The sequence below is a fragment of the Dehalobacterium formicoaceticum genome (assembly GCF_002224645.1).
GTDB classification, from domain to species: domain Bacteria; phylum Bacillota; class Dehalobacteriia; order Dehalobacteriales; family Dehalobacteriaceae; genus Dehalobacterium; species Dehalobacterium formicoaceticum.
In genome coordinates, this window is record NZ_CP022121.1 from 2194929 (window position 1) to 2217852 (window position 22924).

Annotated in this window: 23 protein-coding genes and 1 pseudogene; 20 read left to right on the plus strand and 4 right to left on the minus strand. The window is 40.6% G+C overall.

Translation table 11 applies throughout. The features are described from left to right. Positions 1–15: 15 nt before the first annotated feature. The 3 genes and pseudogenes from CEQ75_RS10635 to pdxR form a co-directional block, all read right to left on the minus strand. A pseudogene (locus tag CEQ75_RS10635) lies at positions 16–216 on the minus strand (LysR family transcriptional regulator substrate-binding protein); the annotation flags it as partial. A 132-nt stretch (positions 217–348) separates the two neighbouring features. Further along, a complete protein-coding gene (locus CEQ75_RS10640) occupies positions 349–822 on the minus strand; it encodes a pyridoxamine 5'-phosphate oxidase family protein (protein WP_089610501.1) in 474 nt (157 codons plus the stop codon). A 101-nt stretch (positions 823–923) separates the two neighbouring features. Then, positions 924–2348: a MocR-like pyridoxine biosynthesis transcription factor PdxR gene (gene pdxR / locus CEQ75_RS10645; RefSeq protein WP_242965118.1), complete on the minus strand. Its 1425-nt coding sequence runs from the start codon at positions 2346–2348 to the stop codon at positions 924–926. A 266-nt stretch (positions 2349–2614) separates the two neighbouring features. Here pdxR and yedE point away from each other — a divergent pair, with 266 nt between their 5' ends. The 13 genes from yedE (at position 2615) to metK (ending at position 13572) form a co-directional block, all read left to right on the plus strand. Next, positions 2615–3697, plus strand: a complete 1083-nt coding sequence (yedE, locus tag CEQ75_RS10650; RefSeq protein WP_089610504.1) for a YedE family putative selenium transporter — start codon at positions 2615–2617, stop codon at positions 3695–3697. A gap of 31 nt (positions 3698–3728) precedes the next feature. Next, positions 3729–3950 carry a sulfurtransferase TusA family protein gene (locus CEQ75_RS10655; RefSeq protein WP_089610506.1) on the plus strand — a complete coding sequence of 74 codons (222 nt, stop codon included), beginning with the start codon at positions 3729–3731 and terminating at the stop codon, positions 3948–3950. Between the two features lies 1 nt (position 3951). Further along, a complete protein-coding gene (locus tag CEQ75_RS10660) occupies positions 3952–4497 on the plus strand; it encodes a putative Se/S carrier protein (RefSeq protein WP_089610507.1) in 546 nt (181 codons plus the stop codon). Beyond that, entirely contained in the window at positions 4491–5372 is an 882-nt protein-coding gene (locus CEQ75_RS10665; protein WP_089610509.1) for an NAD(P)H-hydrate dehydratase, read from the plus strand. The genes CEQ75_RS10660 and CEQ75_RS10665 overlap by 7 nt, the downstream gene beginning before the upstream one ends. A gap of 15 nt (positions 5373–5387) precedes the next feature. Continuing rightward, entirely contained in the window at positions 5388–5801 is a 414-nt protein-coding gene (locus tag CEQ75_RS10670) for a molybdenum cofactor biosynthesis protein MoaE (RefSeq protein ID WP_089610511.1), read from the plus strand. 434 nt (positions 5802–6235) lie between these two features. Beyond that, positions 6236–6763 (plus strand): RNA polymerase sigma factor, encoded by a 528-nt coding sequence (locus CEQ75_RS10675; RefSeq protein WP_089610512.1) that lies wholly within the window; start codon positions 6236–6238, stop codon positions 6761–6763. Continuing rightward, positions 6732–7808 carry a DUF4179 domain-containing protein gene (locus CEQ75_RS10680; RefSeq protein ID WP_089610514.1) on the plus strand — a complete coding sequence of 359 codons (1077 nt, stop codon included), beginning with the start codon at positions 6732–6734 and terminating at the stop codon, positions 7806–7808. Before CEQ75_RS10675 ends, CEQ75_RS10680 begins: the two co-directional genes overlap by 32 nt. Positions 7809–8498: 690 nt before the next feature. Beyond that, a complete protein-coding gene (locus CEQ75_RS10685; RefSeq protein ID WP_089610516.1) occupies positions 8499–8876 on the plus strand; it encodes a manganese efflux pump in 378 nt (125 codons plus the stop codon). 217 nt (positions 8877–9093) lie between these two features. Continuing rightward, positions 9094–9324, plus strand: a complete 231-nt coding sequence (locus CEQ75_RS10690; protein ID WP_089610518.1) for a DUF308 domain-containing protein — start codon at positions 9094–9096, stop codon at positions 9322–9324. A 243-nt stretch (positions 9325–9567) separates the two neighbouring features. Beyond that, a complete protein-coding gene (locus tag CEQ75_RS10695; protein WP_157677419.1) occupies positions 9568–10140 on the plus strand; it encodes a TetR/AcrR family transcriptional regulator C-terminal domain-containing protein in 573 nt (190 codons plus the stop codon). Between the two features lie 134 nt (positions 10141–10274). Further along, positions 10275–10847 (plus strand): TetR/AcrR family transcriptional regulator, encoded by a 573-nt coding sequence (locus CEQ75_RS10700; RefSeq protein ID WP_157677420.1) that lies wholly within the window; start codon positions 10275–10277, stop codon positions 10845–10847. A gap of 173 nt (positions 10848–11020) precedes the next feature. After that, entirely contained in the window at positions 11021–12382 is a 1362-nt protein-coding gene (locus tag CEQ75_RS10705) for a radical SAM/SPASM domain-containing protein (protein WP_089610522.1), read from the plus strand. A gap of 35 nt (positions 12383–12417) precedes the next feature. After that, positions 12418–13572, plus strand: a complete 1155-nt coding sequence (metK, locus tag CEQ75_RS10710; protein WP_089610524.1) for a methionine adenosyltransferase — start codon at positions 12418–12420, stop codon at positions 13570–13572. A gap of 83 nt (positions 13573–13655) precedes the next feature. Here the strand turns inward: metK and CEQ75_RS10715 are convergent, their stop codons facing one another. Further along, positions 13656–15659 (minus strand): sigma-54 interaction domain-containing protein, encoded by a 2004-nt coding sequence (locus tag CEQ75_RS10715; RefSeq protein WP_198306516.1) that lies wholly within the window; start codon positions 15657–15659, stop codon positions 13656–13658. A 217-nt stretch (positions 15660–15876) separates the two neighbouring features. Between CEQ75_RS10715 and CEQ75_RS10720 the strand changes: the two genes are divergently transcribed. The 7 genes from CEQ75_RS10720 (at position 15877) to CEQ75_RS10750 (ending at position 22837) form a co-directional block, all read left to right on the plus strand. Next, positions 15877–17019 carry an acyl-CoA dehydrogenase gene (locus CEQ75_RS10720; RefSeq protein ID WP_089612597.1) on the plus strand — a complete coding sequence of 381 codons (1143 nt, stop codon included), beginning with the start codon at positions 15877–15879 and terminating at the stop codon, positions 17017–17019. Between the two features lie 65 nt (positions 17020–17084). After that, positions 17085–18431 (plus strand): acetyl-CoA hydrolase/transferase family protein, encoded by a 1347-nt coding sequence (locus tag CEQ75_RS10725; RefSeq protein ID WP_089610527.1) that lies wholly within the window; start codon positions 17085–17087, stop codon positions 18429–18431. A 195-nt stretch (positions 18432–18626) separates the two neighbouring features. Then, positions 18627–19382, plus strand: a complete 756-nt coding sequence (locus CEQ75_RS10730; protein ID WP_089610529.1) for an electron transfer flavoprotein — start codon at positions 18627–18629, stop codon at positions 19380–19382. 39 nt (positions 19383–19421) lie between these two features. After that, positions 19422–20366 (plus strand): electron transfer flavoprotein subunit alpha/FixB family protein, encoded by a 945-nt coding sequence (locus CEQ75_RS10735; RefSeq protein WP_089610531.1) that lies wholly within the window; start codon positions 19422–19424, stop codon positions 20364–20366. Between the two features lie 21 nt (positions 20367–20387). Continuing rightward, positions 20388–21191, plus strand: coding sequence for an enoyl-CoA hydratase/isomerase family protein (locus CEQ75_RS10740; RefSeq protein WP_157677421.1), 804 nt, complete (start codon positions 20388–20390; stop codon positions 21189–21191). Positions 21192–21263: 72 nt separating this feature from the next. Continuing rightward, a complete protein-coding gene (locus CEQ75_RS10745) occupies positions 21264–22550 on the plus strand; it encodes an FAD-dependent oxidoreductase (protein ID WP_089610535.1) in 1287 nt (428 codons plus the stop codon). After that, positions 22550–22837, plus strand: coding sequence for a 4Fe-4S dicluster domain-containing protein (locus CEQ75_RS10750; protein ID WP_198306720.1), 288 nt, complete (start codon positions 22550–22552; stop codon positions 22835–22837). The genes CEQ75_RS10745 and CEQ75_RS10750 overlap by 1 nt, the downstream gene beginning before the upstream one ends. Positions 22838–22924 lie beyond the last annotated feature (87 nt).

Here is a 22924-nt window from a genome sequence, read left to right on the forward strand (position 1 = left end):
ATATTGCAATAGTTACTACCGATACTGTACATATTCCATAAATCGTTGTACAGCTAATGATGCAGATTTTTTATCTCTCAAAGCAAGGCCAATATTCCTGTATGCCGGCACATCCAACTCTTTTTGTACGATACGGTAAGGCGCACGCTTCAGAATCAACTGCGGCAGGATACTTATCCCAAGTCCGCTTTCGACCATGGACATGATGGCGTAATTTGACCGACTATCTTCAAGCGGGGACAACAAGTAAAGACATCCATGCAAGAGCAAAAATGCTCAAGCGCGGATGGCCTTTTGCTTACTGATTAAAAAAGGATTCTGCTACGTTGAGTCTTTTTAATTCCTTTATTATTTATAGTATTTTCCTGTTATTTCTGTCAAATCAATCCGTATTACTGCTGTACCTTTAACCATATTGTTTGGGAGTTCACTGTTGACTAAATGCGGCGTGTACTTTTTCACGATTTCCTTTAAGACGCTGCTTTTTTCCTCAATATTGTCAACAAGTTTCGCAATGCCGGAAATAATCACACTTTCGTATTCTGTATTGGTATTACATGGGTTTCCATTTGGATCTAACAACAACTTTTCCATTTCATAAACACAGAATCCTACTCTTGCGTCATTAGAGATATTGTCAATCTTTTTCCCTTTAGGAAGCCCATGAGCAAAGATTGCATTTTTATAATAAACAAAATGTATCGGGATAATATATGGGGTTCCATCAGAATTCAAGGTTGCTAAGCTACCTGTTTGTGAACATCCGAGTAATTGGTGTATCTGTTCCTCGGATAGTTGGTGAGTTTTCATTCGATACTGCATAATATAATATTCTCCTTATCATCGTAATTTTTATTTTACATTACCACAAAACCGGCTCTGTTGTAAGAGCCGGTTTTGATGTGATTTCAGGATACAGTTGATTAGCTAAACCAAGCCTTTGATAAAACTTTTACAGCCTTTGGGATATCATCCTCTGAAATCATACCATATCCCAAAACAAGAGCGTTATTACTATAATTATCTTTATTTAGCCAAAATGGGGATACCGGGCAAACCTTTACTTTATCTTGAAGTGCTTTTCGGGTAAGATCTTCTTCCCGCTGTCCATCCAAGAATTCCAGAAGAATATGCAATCCGGCTTGATGCCCGTGAATTCGAACCTTATCTCCAATAGTATCTTTGATTGCATGGATCAATATATCATGTTTCTTTTTATGGGCTAAACAAATTTTTCGCACATGCTTTTCCCAATGCCCATCAGCTATAAATTTGGCCATAATTCTTTGTTCTATTAGAGGAACAGTACATTGGTAACCAATAAACTTTTCTTCATATTTTTTTAGTAGCCATTCTGGTAATATCAAGTATGCCATACGCAGTCCGGGGGAGAGACATTTAGAAAATGTACCGACATACACGACTCGTTCGTTTTCATCAATAGATTGGAGTGAGGGAATTGGTCGCCCATTATAGCGGAATTCACTATCGTAATCATCTTCAATAATGATATTGCCGCCCTCCTGTGCCCAGTTTAACAATTGAATTCGTTTATGAATTGGCATAACAGCGCCCATAGGGAACTGATGAGATGGCGCAATATGTACCATCCTTGCTGATGATAAGGAAAGATCATTGATTCCAATTCCATCCTCATAAACAGGTATCGGTAATATTTCAAACCCATTACTGCGGAAAATAATACTGGCTCCATTATAGCATGGTTCCTCCATAGCAACCTGTTTTTTAGCATATGGAAATATCTTTATCATGATTTCAAGAGCGGATTGTGTGCCGCTGCATATTACAATCTGTTCGGGTCGACAATTTACGCCGCGACTGTGATACAAATATTCTTTCAGTTGAATCCGTAGTTCAATATCTCCTTTTACATCGCCATAGCTATGAACCTGTTGAGTATCCGTGCCATCCAATACATCGGTTAAATACTTTCTCCAAAGCTTATTAGGAAAGTTTACAGCATCAAGATTCCCATGTTGAAAATTATACTTAATACTTTCCATTCCATGATTGGAATCAACTACTGTAGTTTTATGTTTAGATAGCCGTTCTGATGGTTTTGGGTTGAGGTCAAATTGCAGGTTGTTAACTACATAGCCAGAACTTGGTACGTTTGTGAGGTATCCCTCCAATACTAATTGAGTATAGGCATTTTCAACTGTATTACGCCCAATTTGCAACTCTTTCGCTAATACCCTTGTCGATGTTATTTTGGTTCCAATAGGTAATTTCCCCATAAGAATATCCTGTTTTATCTGTTCGTAAATCTGCTGATAAACTGGTTGTTGGCTACTATGATTGACTTGTAGCATTTTCACTTCCTCCATTTATATGCCCCTAATTACGAGGCAAAACCAAACTGTATCCTATAAAAACATAATAATAGAATATATGCAGTATACCAATTTGCGTGTATGCTGTCTATAAATTTCAATGATTAACTATTTTTATCAGCAAAATTATACAATAAAATCATTCTATTTCAACATTGAATATTTTGGTAGTAGAATCATATGTAGCAGTTTATAGTAAAATTTAGGCGCTTTATTATGATTCTGCACATTAAATCAGGAAAGGTGGTTATTGACAAAGAATGAAAAATGTATTTGCTACTAAACAGGGTATCATCGGAGTTGGTATAGTTATTGGTATTTTAGCGCCATTATTACAGTTTTGGGGGAACCCGGCCAACATGGGTATTTGCGTGGCCTGCTTTTTGCGGGATATCACAGGGGCTTTAGGTTTGCATCAAGCCCCCGTGGTGCAGTATATGCGCCCGGAAATTATCGGTTTTGTCCTGGGGTCTTTTGCTGCTGCATATCTTTTTAAAGAATTCAGACCGCGCCTAGGGTCTGCACCTTTGGTTCGCTTTGTACTTGGTTTTTTCGCCATGATCGGAGCCTTGATCTTCCTGGGTTGCCCCTGGCGGGCATTGCTGCGTCTGGCCGGCGGCGACTTCAATGCTATTTTGGGGTTGCTAGGGTTGGGCGTAGGTATTTGGATTGGCACCTTGTTTCTTAAAACCGGATATAATTTAGGAGCCAGCCATAAGACCTATACCTCCGTAGGGTGGATTTTCCCCATCATTATGCTCAGTTTTCTTATCTTGATGTTCTTCAATCCTCAGATCCCGGGGGAAGGGAAAAGCGGAATTATTAACTACAGTGTAGAAGGACCGGGATCTCTCCATGCACCTTTGATCATTTCTCTTGTCGCAGGCCTGGCCATTGGCTTTGTCGCGCAAAGGAGCCGTTTTTGTACTATGGGAGCCATACGTGACCTGGTTTTATTCAAACAGACCCATCTTTTCATGGGCATCGTAAGTCTGGCCGTGACAGCCTTTGTCGTTAACCTGATTCTCGGTCAGTTTCATCCCGGGTTTGCCAATCAGCCCGTTGCCCATACCATGCACATCTGGAATTTTTCCGGCATGGTTCTGGCAGGCTTGGCTTTTGCCCTTGCCGGCGGCTGCCCCGGCCGTCAGCTCTTTTTATCAGGTGAGGGAGATGGGGATGCCGCCGTATTTGTCATCGGTATGGTCGTCGGTGCCGCCTTTGCCCACAACTTCGGACTGGCCAGTTCTGCTGCCGGCGTCACATCCGGGGGTATCATTGCGCTCTTTATCGGTTTGGCAGCTTGCCTGCTCATTGGATTTACCATGAGAGAAGCGGTATAAGCGGTATAATAGGAATAGGAGGGATTTAGATATGAGCAATACGATTGATGTCAGAGGACTTTCCTGTCCCCAGCCTGTGATCATGACCCTGAACGCCATCAAAAAAACCAAGGACGGCGAGCTTGTGGTTTTGGTAGACACAGATACGGCTAAGGAGAATGTCAGCCGCGCCTCCCAGTCCCAGGGCTGGATGGCGTCAGATATTCAAGCAGAAGGCGATGGTTACAGGATTGTTTTAAGAAAGGAAAATTAACATGTTTAAAGGTTTTGGCAAAAAGAAAGGCAAACCTGATTGGGAAAACCGGGATCGGGGTATTCTCGTTTTTGAAAATACCGGCGATGTCATCAGAGCAGAAAACGTTTTAAAGGCGAAGGGCTGGAATATCAGGGTCATGGGGCCGCCTCCGGAGATACGCACCGGCTGCGACCTGGTCATAGAATTTCCCCTCATCGAAGAGCTGGCAGTTATGAGAAATCTTACCGAGGTGCGGATCAAACCGGTACAGGTTGTCCCGGTGAGTAGTGCTTTATTGGAGCCGGTTGATCTTCTGCAGGTAAAGGAATTCGATAAATATGGTAAATATCTGATGGTACGGGCCGCTAACATGAAGATCACCGTTGATCGGGACACCTTGCTAATCGTAAATATATCGGGAGGGGGATGCCCCGACGTTCCTTACTTGGCGGGGCAAATGGTAAACCGGCACCTCCATGAAGCGCCCAAGCCCAAGGATATCGGGCACACCCTCTGTGCCTATGCCCTTCAGATTGCCTATGATCGGATGGTGGAAATATGCTAGGTATCGTAGGCACTATCCCAGATGAAAATTTTCCTCTGATCACCGGAACGGTCCGGCTGGAAGAGGACCATATTATTATTGACAACCATTCCGTTCATGTGAACAGGGGGACTCCGGCGCTGATCGCGGCCGCGGTTAAAACCCTGAAATACATAAATCAGCCTGATCCTTACTGTTATTTGGTAGGAGATATCGGCACCGGGGAGGGGAGTGTGCATCTTTATCAGCACCTGGCAGCCAATATCATGGAGACACCCTGTAATGCTTTGGTCTTTCACTACTTTCAGCCAGAAGTCCGTTTATTTAAGAAAGTGATTGCTGCCATAGCCAAAATGCCAGACAAGCCTATTTTAATCGCGGATGCAGGTTTTATGTATGTAGCCAAAATGGGCGGGGATGCCCCGTTTTTTGATTTATTTACACCGGACGCGGGGGAGCTTGCTTATTTAGCTGACGAAAAAGCGCCTCATCCCTTCTATACCAGAGGATTTATTCTCCATGAAGACAACCTGGTTCCGGAGCTGATTAAAAGGGCCTATCAACATCATAATGCGGCCGCGCATCTCCTTGTTAAAGGAGCAAAAGATTATGTCGCCGATGAAAATGGGATTATCTCGGTCATAGACGAACCTGTTGAGGAAGCTCTGGAAGCCATCGGCGGTACCGGGGATACACTGACGGGGATTGTCTCGGCCCTGGTTGCTTCCGGTATGGAGATCAAGGAAGCATCAGCCAAGGCGGCCAGGATTAACCGTTTAGCCGGCTTTTATGCCAGGCCGACACCGGCCACACAAATCTATGATATAATTAAGCAAATTCCCAGAGCCCTGGATGAAGTGTTGGGTGACGATTCTTGGGGCGAGATTATTTTGTAAGGAGCTGATAAATTAATGAACAATGAAAAGGCAAAAAAAATACCGCCGTCTATTGATGAATGGCTCAAAGAAGCAAAAGCAGATCCCAGAGCAGGGGAAGAAGGGATGTTTTTAGTTCATAACGGCATTGTACGCCAGACACCGAAAGCTCAGGTGAGGCAAGGGATTGATGACGGTTCTTTGGTCAAAGGTTTGGAATTTTCTTATGATCAACTGAAAGTGGAAGAGGTGATCAGGGAAACTTATCAAATGCCGGGGATCTTCTATATCAAGGTGTGGCTTAACGAAGGACAGCTAGAGGTGGGTGACGATATCATGTATGTTTTGATCGGCGGTGATATCAGACCTCATGTCATTGATGGATTGCAGTTTTTGGTTGGGAAAATTAAATCGGAATGTGTCACGGAAGTAGAAATAAAATCGAAGTAAAATCGAAGTAAAATAGATATTTTTCAGTGTCGGACAGTTCTCTTTCCGTGGCTTTGTGCTAAAAAATTTGCCAGCTGCATTCGATAGAGTTATTTTTCCATGAGTAATAAATCAGGCAATAAATTTATTTAAAGCAAATTAAAAAAGCATCTCATACTCCACGGTGTCATAGGGACATTTTCTAAACCGTGGTGCAGTGGGTGGTATGTATCGGCAGGCAGTGAATATTCGCTGTCTGCCGTTTACTGTTATGCTATTTCTCTTTCCAGATCGCGTTCCTTTTTTGAAATTGTGGTCTGGATTTCTTTGTTGGCTATCTGTGCAGTGTAAAGTAGACAATTGATGCAAGCTATTTATAAAAATAACACCAAGGAATTTTTTAAAAATGAGACTTTTTGGATTAGCCAATCGTGTTATATGTAGGAGGTGAGTTGATGGGAGACAATTCTTTGTTGCGTACGGATAAAGAATTGGCTGAAATGTACCAGCGGAATGTAAATAGAGTTTATAAGTTGTGCTATATATACTTGAAAAACGCTGTTGATGCAGAGGACGCCGTTCAATCTGTATTCCTAAAGCTGCTACAATCAAATGTATATTTTAATGACTACGAACACGAAAAGGCGTGGTTCATCACAACAACAAAAAACTATTGCAAAGATATCCTTAAATCTTGGTGGAAACGACAACGTGTTGATTTTGAAACCCTGCCGGATATTGCTTCGCAAGATAAAGATAAGCAGGAGAAAGAAATAATTGCAAAGCTTCTTGCTCTCCCCGAAAAATACAGGGTGGTTTTACATCTTTATTATTTGGAAGATTATTCGGTAAAGGAAATAGCAAAGATTTTAGGGCGCAACGAAAGCACTATCCGGTCACAACTGCAAAGGGGCCGTGAAAAACTCAAAATTGATTTAGGAGGTAAAGATCTTGAACAAAAAAGTTGCGAACAGAATATCTGAAATTCTTGAACCTACAGAAGAACAAAAAGAGCGAATGTTCAATAGTATTTTAGAAAAACACAGAAATGAGAATACAAAGAAAAGTGGTTTTACACTCATGAAACGATTTAAACCTGCATTGGTAGCGGCTGTGCTGGCAGTTTTCTTGATTACCACAACAGCCTTTACCGCGTCATATTTAGGGTTGGATATTAAGCTCCTTAATTTTCTGAATCCTTCAAGCGATGAACAAGAGGAATATCTGGCAAACGGAGCTTACATTGTTGACAAGCAAGTAAAAAATAAAAATGGAACATTGGAAATTAAACAGGTTATAGGCGACAGCAATTTAACCTATATCTTAATGGATTTTACAGCACCGAAGAGCATAACCTTGAATGATGATCGCTATCGCTTTGATTCTTCCATCAATGGTGTGGATAGCTACCATGGAGTTTATTCGGTGGGATTCACAAAACTTGAGGATGAAAATCCGGAGGACAATAAAATCAGTATGGTCATGACTCTTAACACAGAGCAATCCCTTGTGGGTGGAAAAATCAGGCTGGACTTTAAAGAGTTACAAGGTGCCGAAGATCTGCCAAAAACCTTTAAGGAAGCAGCCGCTCGTGACAGTAAGGAATATGAATTCAAACCCATCATTAAAGGGACCTGGTCTACCTCCTTTAAGCTTGATTTCAAGGATTATTCAAAAACCTATACGCCAAACAGTAAAGTAATGGTGCATGGCCACGAAGCAACACTGAAATCCATTGCCATATCACCTATTTCTGTCACCGTAAAATTTGAGAGTCCTTATACCGAAGAAATACACAATGCCGTACCCTTTGAGCAAGTGGAATATGATACTTATCTTGATAAGTTTCCAGTTACAATTAATTATAAGGACGGTTCACAAGAAACTACAACCTATGCTACCGGCATGACATTGGGCTCTTATTCATCCAATACAACAATAAGCATTAAGAGATTTGAAAAAGTAATCAATGATAAAGAAATTAAATCTATTGAATTCTTTGATTTGGAAATTCCAATTATTCATTGACGCAAAAAACCCGATAATGTGATTATAAAGTGTCCTCCTTGTCCCTCCAGTCTGACTTTCGAAGTAAATATTTAAAAACGTCCGCCAGCCATTAAAATCAAAGGTTGGCGGTTTTTTATTTGCACAAAAAGAGTTCTGGGCATCAGGTGGAGTTTTTACTCCATCTGATGCTTAGAAATCGTTATCCATGAGCGGTACAGTTCTTATGTTAAAGTTGCAGGCAAAGGAACACAAGAATCTGTCCCCCCTGATGACACGCGAAGAATACAATTTTCCGACTTTGTATTATTTAGATTTCAAACACTCAAAATTGTCGCCAAAACGCTTCAAACAAGGATTTCTGCATATTTATCTCTCACACTTTATCTCGTAAAATAAGAGTAACGAAAGAGCTTAATCAATAGAAATTGAAAAGGCAAATCGTGAAATCATGAAGAGGAGGTGTTCTCAAAAATCAAGATCAAGTTGGCTCAATAAGTAGGTGATGGCTATTGAAGAAATGGAAATTATTTTATTAGCGATTGGCATTTCACTTGATGCATTTGCAGTGATGACAATCCAGGGAGCAATGATTCCTACAATTCACTTTTTAACTTAATCAAGGTTGGTGTTCTTTTTGGCGGATGGCAGACACTGGTTATAACGCTTAGCAGTGCACTTACCCAGAGATATATAGTTTCAAATAGTCTTATGGATCCACTTTATATAAGAGAAATTTTAGGAGTCCTGGCGACTGGCATATTTGTTTTTCTAGGATTGTATCTGATTTGGAAAGCCCGCCATCACTATTACGTGGAAGAAAAACTGCAGGAGCGTCTATACGTAAGAAAAACATTCCGCTTAGCAATTGTGACTAGCTTAGATGCGCTACTGGCAGGAATTTCGATGGGAATTATGGGTGTCTCGGTTACAGGTTTACTGTTTCCTTTCATGTTTATAAGTGTATTAGCTGTTTTTCTCGGTGTCTATGTTGGTCACTGGTTTGGCTACGAGCCAAAAACAAATGCCTACTATCTGGGTGCTACAATTATACTCGTTACCAGTTTAAATATGGCGTTAAGTTTTTAACGTAAGACCAAAAAAAATAAAATAGATCCCAGGAATTCATAATTCATATAGAAAATGTAGAAAATGGTAGGGCGATTAAGATGATTAAAAAATACAGGTCAATCCATAAAATGCTTGGAATCAAGCTCCAAAAAATCAGGTAAAAACTGAGGGAAGAGATAAAGGAATTTTTGAGCAAATACGCAAAAGATAACCAAAATAAAAGGAGGAATTAATCATGACGGAAACAACTGTTAACAACAATGAAACCAAGATTAGCAACACTGCAGGGAAATGGTTAGGTTGGCTGGCAATTATTTTCGGTGTTATTGCATTTTTCTGGCAACCGATCTGGACGGGAATTACCGGTATCGTACTAGGTGTCATCGGTTTATTCTCGCCGCAAAGAACGTTGAACATCGTAGGAATTATCGTAGCAGCGATTGCTCTGCTTGTCGGCATCGTATAACTAAATCATACTGACTTATAATTTTAAAACCTTATACCCCAATTACTAGTTACCCCTTATTTTTTGAAGCATCTTTTACCTCGTGTAAAAGATGCTATTTTTTTGCTTTAAACATTTACCAATTTTAAATACAAACATTCAAAAATAGGGTATAATATTTACATAATATTAGTAAATAGGATACCTTTTTTTGCTGATTTAACTTTTGGTACCCTGGGTTATCCAAGGAATGAAGGGGAGATTGTGATCAATCAAACTGATGATACATATCATGCACTTATTAACAGTTTTAAGGAATTGCTTCTTAAGATATCTTTTGAAAAAATTACGATTAAGAAAATTACGGACGGTGCCGGTGTGATTCGGCCGACTTTCTACAATTATTTTCGTGATAAGTATGCTATTTTTGAAGAGATTTTAGATGACGAATTGTTTGACTCCATGTATAAACTAGTTGATTTGAAAATGTTAGATGAAGCAGTAGCGATGCTTTTTAATTATTTTGATCAGAATAAGGCCTTTTATCACCAGGCGTTCAAGGTCTCAGGGCAAAACTCCTTTAGTAAAATATTCCACACAAGGGTAGAAGAATTATTTTTGTATATCCTTGAATTGTTTCCGCTAAAAGAAAAAGATTCGGTAATTGCCTTGTCGCGTCACGGAATTGCTCATTATTATACGATTGGAATTATTGATATTATTAAAAATTGGTGCGATTACTCTGATGATGATCTAGTCGTGGAAGATGTAATCAAAGCATACCAATACATCGTTAGCCACGCACTGACCGATATTTTTGATATGGAAGATAATTAAAGATAATTGAAGATAGTTAAAGATAAGTAAAGATAAGTAAAGATAAGTAGAATACTAATCATAGGGAAGGTGGCAGGTTGACAAACGGGTTAGTGCCGATTAATGCTGATTAATGCTGAATAGAGGGGATGATTATGGCTAATTTTACCAAAAAAGCGATCATTGATGCCTTTGTTAAATTATTAAATGAAAAGACACTGGCAAAAATAACCGTGACGGAAATCATAACAACATGTGAGATTAGTCGCAATACTTTTTATTATTATTTTGAGGATATTTATAATCTGGTCGATTATTTGTTCAATACGGAAATAGAAAAACTTCAGGAAATCACAATGACTTCTGAATCTTTGAGCGACGAATGTGAGCTTGTGCTGGATTTTTTAAAAAATAACCGGACAGCATTAAAGCATATTTACGATTCTGCTAATAGGGATCAGCTGGAGCGTTATCTTTTTAAAGCACTGGATCAGACGATGCTTAATTTTGTGAAGCATTGCTTTAAGGACATTGACATCCCTCAAGGTGATCTTCATTTTTTAGCACGTTATCATAAGTATGCCCTTGTTGGTTTTCTGATTAATTGGCTTGCTGACGATGATGATGAGGAGCTGGAAAGCTTATTAAAAAGAATCAGTCTCCTTACTGAAGAAAGTATCCGTAATTATATCGAGAAGCTGCTGGAGATTTCTCGACAAAAAGAATAATTTGTCCAAAAATCAAACAATTCGTCTATTTTGCCCAAATTTTGGTCAATGAATGGTCTGATGCCAAAATTTCTCACATTCCATCACAAATGACCGTACTTATCTATAACCGCCCTTTAATATAATGGTATCAGGTGATAAACCAAAATATCATAATGAAAGGGTGCAAGAAAATGGATCTATCGTCTAAACTAAAATATCTAGGTGTAAAAACTGTCTACAGTTATATCGATCACGATCCGCAGAAAAACCTTCCCAAAATTCTTGATTGGTTAGAAAATCATGATGAAAAAAATGCTGTCACAACTCCGGTAAGAGCAGTGCGCGCGGCAGTCACCGATCCTGATAATAACTGGTCTCAGCTCCTTTATAGCTTGTGGTCGGATGTTAACCACAAACAGCGTAAACTCCTGTTTAATAATGGCATCATTAACGGCACTCTCCTGGGATCCCCTGTACGAAAGGAATTTGAGGAAAAATACGAATGTAGTATTCCCTGGGCAATTCTCATGGATCCTACTTCATCATGCAATTTGCATTGTACTGGGTGCTGGGCGGCAGAATACGGCGACAAAATGAATTTGACCTTTGAAGAGATGGACGATATTATTCGCCAAGGCAAGGAACACGGTACTTATGTTTATATTTATTCCGGCGGTGAACCCCTTGTCCGGAAGAAAGATCTGATCCGTTTGTGTGAAAAGCACGATGATTGTGCTTTTCTTGCTTTTACTAACGGAACTCTGATTGATGAGGAGTTTGCGGATGAAATGGTGCGTGTGGGCAATTTCGTTCCCGCCATCAGCGTCGAAGGCTTTGAAGAGAGTACAGATTCCCGCCGTGGTCAAGGCACTTATCATAAGGTTATTTCCGTTATGGAAAGACTGAAAGCAAAGAAGCTTCTTTTTGGTATTTCTTGTTGCTGTACCAACACAAATACGGAAGTGATCATAAGCGATGAATTCTTCGATGCCATGGTTGACATGGGGGCGAAGTTCATGTGGCTCTTTACCTACATGCCCATTGGTGCGGATGCAGTACCGGAACTGCTTGTCACTGCCGAACAGCGTGAATATACGTTTCGGCAGGTGCGTAAATTCCGCAGTGAGAAAGCCATCTTCACCATGGATTTTTGGAATGACGGGGAATATGTCAACGGCTGTATTGCCGGAGGAAGATGTTATATGCATATTAATGCCAATGGGGATATCGAGCCTTGCGCATTTATCCATTACTCTGATTCTAATATCAAGGATAAGTCCCTGATTGAAGCCTACCAATCACCCTTATTCCAGGCATATCGGAAAAACCAGCCCTTTAACTCCAATTTGCTCCGTCCCTGCCCGGTGTTGGATAATCCTGGACGGCTGACAGAGATGGTGGAGGGCAGCAATGCTTATTCCACGGATATGGCTTCCCCGGAGAAGGCGGTTGACTATTGTGATAAATGTGTCCATGCGGCCGAAAGATGGGCTCCTGTAGCAGACAGACTATGGGATGAACGTCAAGAAATTAGGACTGGTAAAGATAATTGACAGGATCAACAGTAGATGAATATCGAGGTGTACCGATGACGCGTTCATATTTTACTTCAGAGTCCGTGACCAGTGGACATCCTGATAAATTGTGTGACAAAATTGCTGACAGCATACTGGATGAGATTTTGCGCCAGGATCCCTTGGGACATGTCGCCTGTGAGGTTACAGCGACATCTAATAAACTGCACATTATGGGGGAGATCACCGCAAGATCATCTGTCAACTATGATGCTGTGGCAAGAAAAGTTATCGCAGATATCGGTTACACCGATGATGATTCGGGTTTTAATGCGGATACGTGTAAGATTACGGTGGATATCCACGAGCAGTCCCCTGATATTGCCCGGGGCGTTAATAAAACAGAACCCTTGGATGGAGGGGCAGGGGATCAAGGCATGATGTTTGGATATGCATGCCGGGAAACGGAATATCTGATGCCTTATCCCATTGAGATGGCTCACAAGCTGGCACACCGCCTGGAGACAGTGCGAAAATCAGGGGTATTGCCCTATTTGCGTCCTGACGGCAAGACCCAGGTGACGGTGGAATATGAAGACGGTAAGCCAAAACGGATTTCATCAGTCATCATCGCGGCACAGCACCGTGACGATGTTACAATAGATCAATTACGTGACGATATTACAAAACACGTGATCCTATCGGTTTTACCTGAGGAAATGATCGATAGCTGGACAGATTTTTATATTAATCCCACGGGAAGATTTGTCCTGGGAGGTCCTGCCGGAGATACAGGTCTCACGGGCAGAAAGATTATTGCCGATACTTACGGCGGATATGCCAGGCATGGCGGAGGCTCTTTCTCTGGTAAAGACGGGACAAAAGTCGATAAAAGTGGTGCATATATGGCAAGATATTTGGCCAAGAATATTGTGGCTGCCGGAATCGCAGACAGATGTGAGGTGCAAATAAGTTATGCTATCGGACTCTCCGAGCCGCTCTCTTTCCATATTGAAGATTTTGGGACGGGAAGGGTTGCTATGGACAAGGTGCGTGATCATATCATTCAGACTGTGGATATGCGGCCGGTGGCAATTATCCGAAAATTCGAGCTTTACCGCCCTATTTATGCCAGGTTATCCTGTTATGGCCATTTTGGGGAGAATGCAAAAGACATGCCCTGGGAGATATGTGATATGACGGATCAGTTAAAGCATAACGAGTGTTGAAGCAAAACTGAATAATTTTCGAGCCCATGTACTGAAGGAATTATCTGATGGTGAAAGGTCAGCTCCAGCGTGGGAAACTCAAGTTATATATTATACTTCTTTATTTTTGTATAGAGCGTCCGTCTTGATATTCCCAACTCTTTCGCAACGGATGTCTTATTTCCTCTGTATTTTGCTAGAAGATTGAGAATTTGATGCTTTTCATACTCAGCGTAGTTGTCAAAGCTCTGCTGAGTATTGAAATGCTGAAACTTATTTGGTTGCTCGGTTAATATATTATCATTCATGCGATTAAATAAATCAGGAGGGATATCCTCCATGGTTATTAAGCGGGAGTCGTTGAAAATGGTGATTCTTTCAAGAACGTTTCGCAATTCTCGAATATTACCTGGCCATGAATATTGTCTAAAAAAGTGAAGTACTTCATCAGAAATGGCAGGGATGTTTTTATCATATTGAGATGAAAGGCTATTTAGGAAATGCTGGATGAGCAAGGGTAAATCACTGGTTAATCTTCTTAAAGGTAAGGTTTGAATATTTACTACATTAAGCCTGAAATATAAATCCATACGGAACAATTTTTGGTTCACAAGATCCCATAGGTTACAGTTTGTTGCAGTAATAAGTCTGATGTCGACGTTAATTGGTGTTGTTCCTCCTAAACGAGTGATCTTCCGATTTTCAAGAACTCGGAGAAGGACTGTTTGCATATTTAGCGGCATTTCACCGATTTCGTCAAGAAATAGACTCCCTTGATCAGCGAGCTCGAATTTTCCAGGAGAACCGCTCTTTTTTGCACCTGTAAAGGCACCTTCCGAATAACCAAATAGTTCACTTTCAATTAATTCCTTAGGGATTGCTGCGCAGTTAACTGAAATAAAGGGTTGATTTCTACGGTCACTGGCATTGTGTAGAGATTGAGCAATCATTTCTTTTCCTGTTCCGCTCTCTCCCGTAATCAATACATTACTGTCTGTTTTTGCTGAACGCACTGTGACTTCTTTTATTTGAAGCATCTCAGGTGAATTGCCAATAATATTATCGACGGTAAAATATGTGCCGGAATTGTTGATTTTATTTATTTGCTTAGCCATATGGTTTTTTTCAGTCAGAATAACAACATTACCTAATTTTGTGCCGCCAATGTAGATTGGATCATAATCAATCAAGAAAGCCTTTGAATTTTCCTTTAAAGAATTGAATATAATTCCTTTTGATTTAACACTAGTTGATTGATTTGAGATATAAGGAGTTACTTCGGGAAGTAAGTCTTTAAGTTTTGTGCCAATCGTCTGAGATGTTCTTTTTCCGAAAAGCTGATAGAAATATTGATTTGTAAAAATGATATCTTCGTTGGAGTCAGTAATAATACATATGGCATGATTTTGATTCAAGTAGTGCTCTAACACATTGGTTGTTAGGGTAACTTGAGGTAACGTTTGAAAATTTGTTAATTGACAATAGGATTCGCTTATATATTCGAAGATTGACATCACAGCACTATTGAATTTTGAATAAGGTATTATTATTAAGGTATATTCTTGAGATTCTGTTATCGTTGTAATAGGGTTATGTGTATAAGAAACATAATCTGAAAGCACATCTTTATAATGCTGCTGGCCTATAACCCAGCAGCATTTTTGAGTTTTTTTGGTTAAAGCCGCAGAATTGGTGCCAGCCTCTTCTTCTGCAAAACTTGCTCCAAAAGCAATATTCTTTTTTTTAAGTTCTGTTAATAGCTCTGGGTTTCCTTCTTTGTGATAAACCTGCAAATTGTGGTCAAGGAATAACATTGCAGCATTAAGTTGCGTAAGCGTGTCAGACAATTGTCGATGAAATGTATGAAATATGCTAAGAATATACTTTTTGAAGGGATTAATATTTTCTATGGTTAACCTTTTGTTGCTCGACTTAATTTCTGGAATGTTAACTGGATCTAAATTAAGATTTTTACAAATTTTCCAGGAATGTAGTATTTCGGGGCTAAATAAATCGGCATCAATATTTTGATGATTAAGAAAAGCACTTTTTTCTTGCCGAACTTTTCGTTGATAAGCAACAGAGCAAGCATCAGGAATTGGCCTCATTGTTAATTCATCCTTTCTATACATGGTGTTTACTTATGAGAAAAAATGAGAAAATGATGTATACATATGGGAAAGAGGAAACAAGTTCATAATAACATAAAAAGCCTAAAATTCCTAGTTTAAAGGGATTCATTACTTGGCATGATACTTGCTAATTATTAAAGTGAAGATGCTAAAAAACTTGACAATCACCAACAAGAGAGGAAGATACTAAATGATCGATTTTAAAAAAACGGAAGAACAAGAACTCTTGTTAGAGAGTTTAAGGGAGTTGTTGGAGAGGGAATGCCCTGAAAGCTATGTTAAAGAATGCGATGCAAAGCATGAATATCCTGAAAAATTTATGAGAGCATTAGCGGAAAATGGATTTGGACTTCTTGGAGTTCCGGAAGAATACGGCGGAACAGAGGTTGATAATGTAACTTTAATGATGGTAGCTGAAGAAATGGGAAAGTCAGGTGCTCCTGTTTATCTTTATGGAACAGCACTTTCAGTAGACGATATCCTCACCTTCGGAAATGAAGAACAGAAAAAAGCAACAATGGAGTACGCTAAAGAGGGGAAAATGGCGTTTTGCCTTGGCTTCAGTGAACCCCAAGCGGGGTCTGATACAAATGCAATTGCTACAACCGCAACTCGTAAAAATGGAAAAGTATATATTAACGGACACAAAACATTTACATCCTTTGCTAAAACCACGCCCTACATGCTTTGTATGACTAGAGATTTTGATGTAAGTGAACCATCCAAAGCGTTTTCAATGTGGTGGGTTCCCATGAATGCCCCTGGAGTAAAAATAGAGGTTTTGGATAAAATCGGCTGGAACATGTCTGCCACCAGTGAGGTGTATCTCGATAATGTTGAGATTGAGGAAAAGGATTTGGTAGGCAAAGAAGGGCATGGATTCATTCAATTGATGAAAAACTTTGAGATCGAACGCACTTTAATGGCAGCAATGGCTCTTGGGCAGGCTGAATGTGCATTTGAGGATGCGGTTAAATATGCTAATCAAAGGATTGCGTTTGGTCAGAAAATCGGTAAGTTCCAGATGATCCAACAAAAGATTGTTGACATGAATATTAAGATTGAAAATATGAGGAACTATGTCTACAAAACAGCATGGGAAAAAGATAATAACATATCGATTCAATTGTCTTCAGCTATGTGTAAACGATATTGTGCCCAGGCCTCTTTTGAAGTGATTGACGATGCTCTACAGATTCTTGGGGGACTAGGTTATACGACCGATCATCGTGTTTCAAGATTATGGCGGGATAACAGGGTTGGACGTATCGGTGGCGGAACAGACGAAATCATGGTTCATATTGCCGGAAGAGGAATTTTAAAACAATATAAATAAGACTTATCGGTTTTTCAAAAAAATCAAATATCTAAGAAATGGAGTTTCGAAAGGAGAACTGTTAAATGAATAGTATTATTCTAGAACCACAAGGATTTGCTTGGGAAAAGGATTATTTTAATAAGTTAGTCAGTTTGAAAGAGGCAGCTGCGGTTGTTAAATCGGGGGATCATGTTGCCGTGGCACAAGCTTCAAGCGCTGCAAAGCAATTGATTAATGCTTTATGTGCACGTAAAGATGAATTAGAAGATGTTGAAGTGTATGGCGGCAATTTCTTTGAACCTTTTGCTTTGTTGAGAGGTGAATTTAAAGGCCACCTCAATTTTCATACCTTTTTCATGCAGGGATATGAAAGAAATTTCCTTAAAGAGGGAAATATTGATGTAAGCTCAATTCCTGTAAGAGAGTTAGATTATTGGTACAAAGATGTGGCTAAATTAAATGTAGCCTTACTTGAAGTATCTCCACCAAACAAAGATGGTTACATGTCTGTTGGGCCTGCTGGTGGACAACACACACCTCACTTGGTTGATGCTGCTACTACTGTTATTGTTTGTGTAAATAAACAAGTACCGTTTGTAAACGGAATTAAAGGAGCTCTAATTCCGGTATCAGAAGTTGATTATATTGCTGAAGCAGATGATCCAATGTTTTCGATAGTTTATCCACCGGCTTCAGAAATAGAATTAAGAATGGGCAAATTCATCGCTGATAAAATTCACGATGGAGATTGTATTCAAGTCGGTATTGGTGGGGTCGCCAATGCTATTTGTGATTGTCTATTGGATAAAAATGATCTAGGCCTTCATTCTGAAATGATCAGTGATGGAGTTATGAAGCTCTTCAAAAATGGTAATCTCACGGGCAAAAGAAAGCAAATCGATGTGGGTTTGATGCCAACTGGCGGGGGTATAGGCACACCTGAGTTGTTTAAGTGGATGTCAGACACCCCAGAGTTGATTCTTACTCCAGGCACATATGTCAATGACCCCATAGTTATCGCTCAGAACAATAACCAAGTATCCATTAACTCTGCAATTATGATTGATTTAACCGGTCAGCTGTGTGCTGAGAATTATGGCTACGGACAATTTAGTGGAATTGGTGGTCACCTTGATTTCGCAATAGGGGCAAGCCTATCTAAAGGAGGAAAATCCTTTATTACTATGCCGTCAATAAATAAAGATAAGAAGACCAGTGTTGTTTCTTCAAAGATTGTTTCTGTACTACCACCTGGTGCTGCAGTAACTACACCTCGTGCCTTAGCTCAATATATTGTAACGGAATACGGTATAGTTAACCTGAAATGCAGGAGCCTTTCAGAAAGAGCAAAGTTAATGATAAGTATTGCTCATCCTGACTTCCGGGATCAATTAACCCAGGAAGCCAAAGATATTGGTTTAATTAAGTAACATTTAATAATCAAAGTACTGAAAAAGATTAGGAAATAAATATATTTCAAAACAGAAGTAGGTGTAAAGTAAGGCTGCCTGCATGGGGCTAGTCGTGCAGCTTTACCTACACCGAAACCGTCTACATGCAGAATTGCTATTTCGAATGCGCTAATTTAGTAAGTAAGGGAAGTAAAAATCTATGGGGTGATATTTGTGAAAATTATAACCTGTTATAAAATTGTTCCCGAAGAACAGGATATCGTTGTAAAAGACGATCGCACGCTTTCCTTCGATCGAGCCGAATGGAAAATCGGACAATATGATCTCAATGCTGTAGAAGCTGGCATGAAGCTTGCTGAGGCTACTGGGGGATCTGCATCTGCTTTAAGCATTGGTGGCAAAGAACTAGAAAACTCTAAACTAAAAAAAGGTATACTTTCCCGCGGTCCTAAGGAGTTGTTTATCATTGCTGATGATTATTTGAGAGAAGCCGATACCTTTCAAACAGCTTCAGCTTTGGCAGCAGCGATTAAAAAAATGGGGAGCTTTGACCTGATCTTATGTGGTGAAGGATCTTCAGATCTTTATGCTCAGCAGGTCGGTCCTCAACTGGGTCAGTTATTAGGGGTAACAACCCTGAATGCAGTGAGTAAAATTATCCCTGAGGGGAATAAGCTAGTTGTCGAAAGAACCCTTGAGGATGAAGTGGAAGTATTGGAAGTTACCCTACCAGCTGTGATTTCTGTTACTACCGATATCAACCTTCCACGGATTCCTGGAATGAAAGATATTCTTGCTGCAGGGAAAAAGCCGGTTACTCAGTGGTGCCTTGCTGATATTGGTACAGAGAATATTGATTGTCCTACTCGGTCAATCTCTACCCTTGCTCCTGATCAAACAGAACGAAAACAAATTATTTTGGAAGGTGAAGAAGCTGTTCAAAAACTATACGATGCTGTTTTTAAGTAAAATTTATTCTTTTTATGAGACCAAGGAGGTTTAACACGTATGGGAATATTCCAGACCGTTTTCGTTTATGCAGATAAAACGGAAATGCTGGCTGAACTTTGCGCTGGTGGAAAACAGCTGGGCAGTCAGGTTTGTGCATTAGTATTAGGGCCTAAGGAAGAAGTAGATAAGGCTTTTTCTTATGGAGCAGATAGTGTCTATCATCTGGGAGAACTTAAAGACCGAAGAATAGAAGACTATACAGAAACAATCATTCATTTGGTGCAAAAGGAAAAACCTGAGCTAATTCTTATTAGATCCAGTAAAAGAGCTAAGTTGATAGCAGGCAGGCTCGCTGCGGAGCTAAAAACAAGTGTGTTGACAGATGTTATGGAATTTACAGTAGATAATAATGAGCTGCACACCAAGCGATTAGTATATGGCGGTGCGGGATTAAAGCGTGAATACTCAACTTCGGAAGTTGTAGTCGCTACTGTAGGCGGAGGAGTATTCGAGGCTCTTATTGAAGATAATTCTCGTAAAGGCAATATTGTGGAGGTTGATTTCGTACAGCCTGCCCACCCGGTCAGATGTATAGAGATACGCAAAAAAGAAAGCGAGAGTGTCAACTTAAGTGCGGCTAAATGTGTTGTTGGTGTCGGTCGTGGGTTTGCTAAACAGGAGGATCTTACACTTGCTAAAGATCTAGCTAACCTCATAGGAGCAGAAGTGGGATGTTCCCGACCAATTGCCGAAGGAGAGAATTGGCTTCCGAAGGAACGGTATATCGGTGTATCTGGGGCCATGGTGAAGCCTGATGTTTATGTTGCAATAGGGATATCGGGTCAAATTCAGCATATGGTCGGAGCTAACTCGGCCAAAACGATAGTTGCAATTAACAAGGACAAAGCGGCTCCTATTTTCAAACAGGCTGATTATGGGATTGTCGGCGATCTCTACACAGTGCTTCCTGCACTGATAGAAAAAATTAAAGTAAGCAAATAATAAAGATTGGAGATGCTGGTAATGGCAATTGTCGAAAAACAATATGAATCTTTTAAAATTGAGCAACAAGAGGATAATATTGCAATTATATCCTTAAACCGAGGTGATATGGCAAATGCTTTCCTGACAAAATTTCCAGAGGATCTATATAGCGTACTTTCAGAAATTGCTGATAGTAGTGAAATTAAGGCTATCATCCTGAAGGCTGAAGGGAAAATTTTCTCTGCGGGAGCACATTTTGACGTAATGAAAGCAACAGATACTCCTTATAAGGCAAAAAAATATTTAAATTCCCTTAATAAAGCAGTTAAAAAAATGTATGATATGCCTCAACCTATTATTGCTGTTGTTGATGGTGCAGCGGCAGGGGGAGGAGCTAATTTGGCTTTATCTTGTGACTTCATCTTCGCTTCTGAGAAGGCTAAATTCCTATTTCCTTTTGTAAATCTTGGTCTTATGCCAGATACAGGTGGACTATGGACTTTAACGAGATTAGCTGGAGTCATGAGAACGAAGGAAATTGCTATGAGGGGGCTTACGCTAAATGCCCAAGAGGCCATGACGTACGGTTTAGTAACAAAGATTGTTCCTTCTGAGAGCCTGTTTGAAGAAGCGATGTCAATGGCTAAAGAAATTGCAGATAAACCCAAATTTGTTATAAGTACAATAAAAAGCATATGCAATAAAATCTCCGAAATGACCCATGAGGATTATTGCCAAATCGAAGAAGGCATAATGAGTGTAATGTTTTTTACGAAAGATCATGAAGAAGGATTAAACGCATTCCTAGAAAAACGAAAAGCAAATTTCCAAGGGGAAGAGTAATAGGCAAAGTAGCAAAATAATTGATAACAGGCTCGTCAAGTGATGCTTAAATAAGCCTGGGAGGTGAATCATATGGCAGATAAATTTGATTGCATCATCGTGGGAGGCGGTGTCGCGGGTTCAACCGCAGGCTATATGCTGGCTCGCGTGGGATTGGAAGTTCTGATTGTCGAGCGGGGTAACTTCAGCGGTGCCAAGAATATGACCGGGGGCAGGCTATACTCTCATAGTTTGGAAAGTATTTTCCCCGATTTTGCCCAAAGTGCTCCCGTTGAACGCAAAGTAACCCGTGAAAAAGTCAGTTTTATGACACAGGATTCGGCAGTAACCATGGATTTCCAATCGGACCGCTTGGGCTTTCAATCCAAGGATTCCTATGTGGTCTTACGGAGCCAATTTGACCGCTGGCTTGCTGACCAGGCGGAAGAGGCCGGTGCGATGGTCGCCAGCGGAATTCTCGTCGATGAGCTCCTGGTCCGAGACGGCAGGGTAGTAGGGATCAAAGCCGGTGAAGACGAAATGGAAGCTGACGTGGTGATTCTGGCCGATGGCGTTAATTCCCTATTGGCGCAGCAAATCGGTATGAGAAATGAGATTGATCCCCATCATGTGGCAGTAGGAGCCAAGGAAGTGATCGAACTCCCCCCATCCGTGATCGAAGACCGTTTTAATCTCAACGGGGATGAAGGTGCAGCCTGGCTTTTTGCCGGTGCCTGCAGCGACGGCATGATGGGCGGCGGTTACCTTTATACCAATAAGGAGAGCATCTCATTAGGATTGGTGATCGGTTTGGGCGGCATCGGCAAATCGGAGTATACCGTACCGGAGCTGCTGGAAAATTTTAAACAGCATCCCATTATTAAGCCCCTCATAAAAGGAGGGAAACTAGTAGAATATTCCGGTCACGTGGTGCCTGAAGGAGGATATAACGCGATCCCCAAGCTATTTGGAGACGGAGTGATGGTAGTCGGGGATGCGGCAGGGTTGGTGATTAATACCGGCTATATGGTACGAGGCATGGATCTGGCCATTGCTTCTGCAGAAATGGCGGCCCGGGCTTTTATAGAAGCAAAAGAAAGAAACGATTTCAGCGCCGATAGTCTTTTCTGCTATCAGAAGAAGCTGGAGCAAAGCTTTGTGATCAGAGATATGAAATTATACAAAGATTTTCCGGCTTTTATGGAGAATCCCAGGATCTTTAATGAATATCCTGAACTGGCAGCCGGTCTTTTGACGGATTTGTTCCGGATTGACGGTGTGCCGAATAAATCTCTTAAAAGCAAGGCATTCAGTGCTCTGAAGAAAGTAGGACTCGTCAATCTGACCAGGGATGCCTGGAAGGGGGTTAACGCTTTATGATGAGCATAGAAGAAAAACTAGGCTTTAATAAGTTTTACGTAGATGAAAGCAATGCCCATATCATCGTCAAAAAAAGCGACTTTACAGATGAAGAGCTGGTGATTCTGAATAAGATCATCAAAGCATGTCCGGCAGGCTTGTACAGCCTTAATGAAGACGGAACGCTCCGCTTCGACTATGCAGGATGTCTGGAATGCGGCACCTGCCGCATTTTGGCTCAGGGGAAAGTCATTGAGGATTGGAAGTATCCTCAAGGGACTTTCGGGGTTGAGTTCAGATATGGGTAAATGTTTCCATTGATTTACAATGGGGAATGTTTTATAAAGGAGTAAGCTGTCGGAAAAGACTGATACCGATTTCCGATAGCTGCTCTT

Coding starts and splice junctions, on each gene's coding strand:
- CEQ75_RS10640 (WP_089610501.1), bottom strand. CDS start 822: ATGCAGTATCGAATGAAAACTCACCAACTATCCGAGGAACAGATACAC.
- pdxR (WP_242965118.1), bottom strand. CDS start 2,348: ATGGAGGAAGTGAAAATGCTACAAGTCAATCATAGTAGCCAACAACCA.
- yedE (WP_089610504.1), top strand. CDS start 2,615: ATGAAAAATGTATTTGCTACTAAACAGGGTATCATCGGAGTTGGTATA.
- CEQ75_RS10655 (WP_089610506.1), top strand. CDS start 3,729: ATGAGCAATACGATTGATGTCAGAGGACTTTCCTGTCCCCAGCCTGTG.
- CEQ75_RS10660 (WP_089610507.1), top strand. CDS start 3,952: ATGTTTAAAGGTTTTGGCAAAAAGAAAGGCAAACCTGATTGGGAAAAC.
- CEQ75_RS10665 (WP_089610509.1), top strand. CDS start 4,491: ATGCTAGGTATCGTAGGCACTATCCCAGATGAAAATTTTCCTCTGATC.
- CEQ75_RS10670 (WP_089610511.1), top strand. CDS start 5,388: ATGAACAATGAAAAGGCAAAAAAAATACCGCCGTCTATTGATGAATGG.
- CEQ75_RS10675 (WP_089610512.1), top strand. CDS start 6,236: ATGGGAGACAATTCTTTGTTGCGTACGGATAAAGAATTGGCTGAAATG.
- CEQ75_RS10685 (WP_089610516.1), top strand. CDS start 8,499: ATGGATCCACTTTATATAAGAGAAATTTTAGGAGTCCTGGCGACTGGC.
- CEQ75_RS10690 (WP_089610518.1), top strand. CDS start 9,094: ATGACGGAAACAACTGTTAACAACAATGAAACCAAGATTAGCAACACT.
- CEQ75_RS10700 (WP_157677420.1), top strand. CDS start 10,275: ATGGCTAATTTTACCAAAAAAGCGATCATTGATGCCTTTGTTAAATTA.
- CEQ75_RS10705 (WP_089610522.1), top strand. CDS start 11,021: ATGGATCTATCGTCTAAACTAAAATATCTAGGTGTAAAAACTGTCTAC.
- metK (WP_089610524.1), top strand. CDS start 12,418: ATGACGCGTTCATATTTTACTTCAGAGTCCGTGACCAGTGGACATCCT.
- CEQ75_RS10715 (WP_198306516.1), bottom strand. CDS start 15,659: ATGAGGCCAATTCCTGATGCTTGCTCTGTTGCTTATCAACGAAAAGTT.
- CEQ75_RS10725 (WP_089610527.1), top strand. CDS start 17,085: ATGAATAGTATTATTCTAGAACCACAAGGATTTGCTTGGGAAAAGGAT.
- CEQ75_RS10735 (WP_089610531.1), top strand. CDS start 19,422: ATGGGAATATTCCAGACCGTTTTCGTTTATGCAGATAAAACGGAAATG.
- CEQ75_RS10740 (WP_157677421.1), top strand. CDS start 20,388: ATGGCAATTGTCGAAAAACAATATGAATCTTTTAAAATTGAGCAACAA.
- CEQ75_RS10745 (WP_089610535.1), top strand. CDS start 21,264: ATGGCAGATAAATTTGATTGCATCATCGTGGGAGGCGGTGTCGCGGGT.
- CEQ75_RS10750 (WP_198306720.1), top strand. CDS start 22,550: ATGAGCATAGAAGAAAAACTAGGCTTTAATAAGTTTTACGTAGATGAA.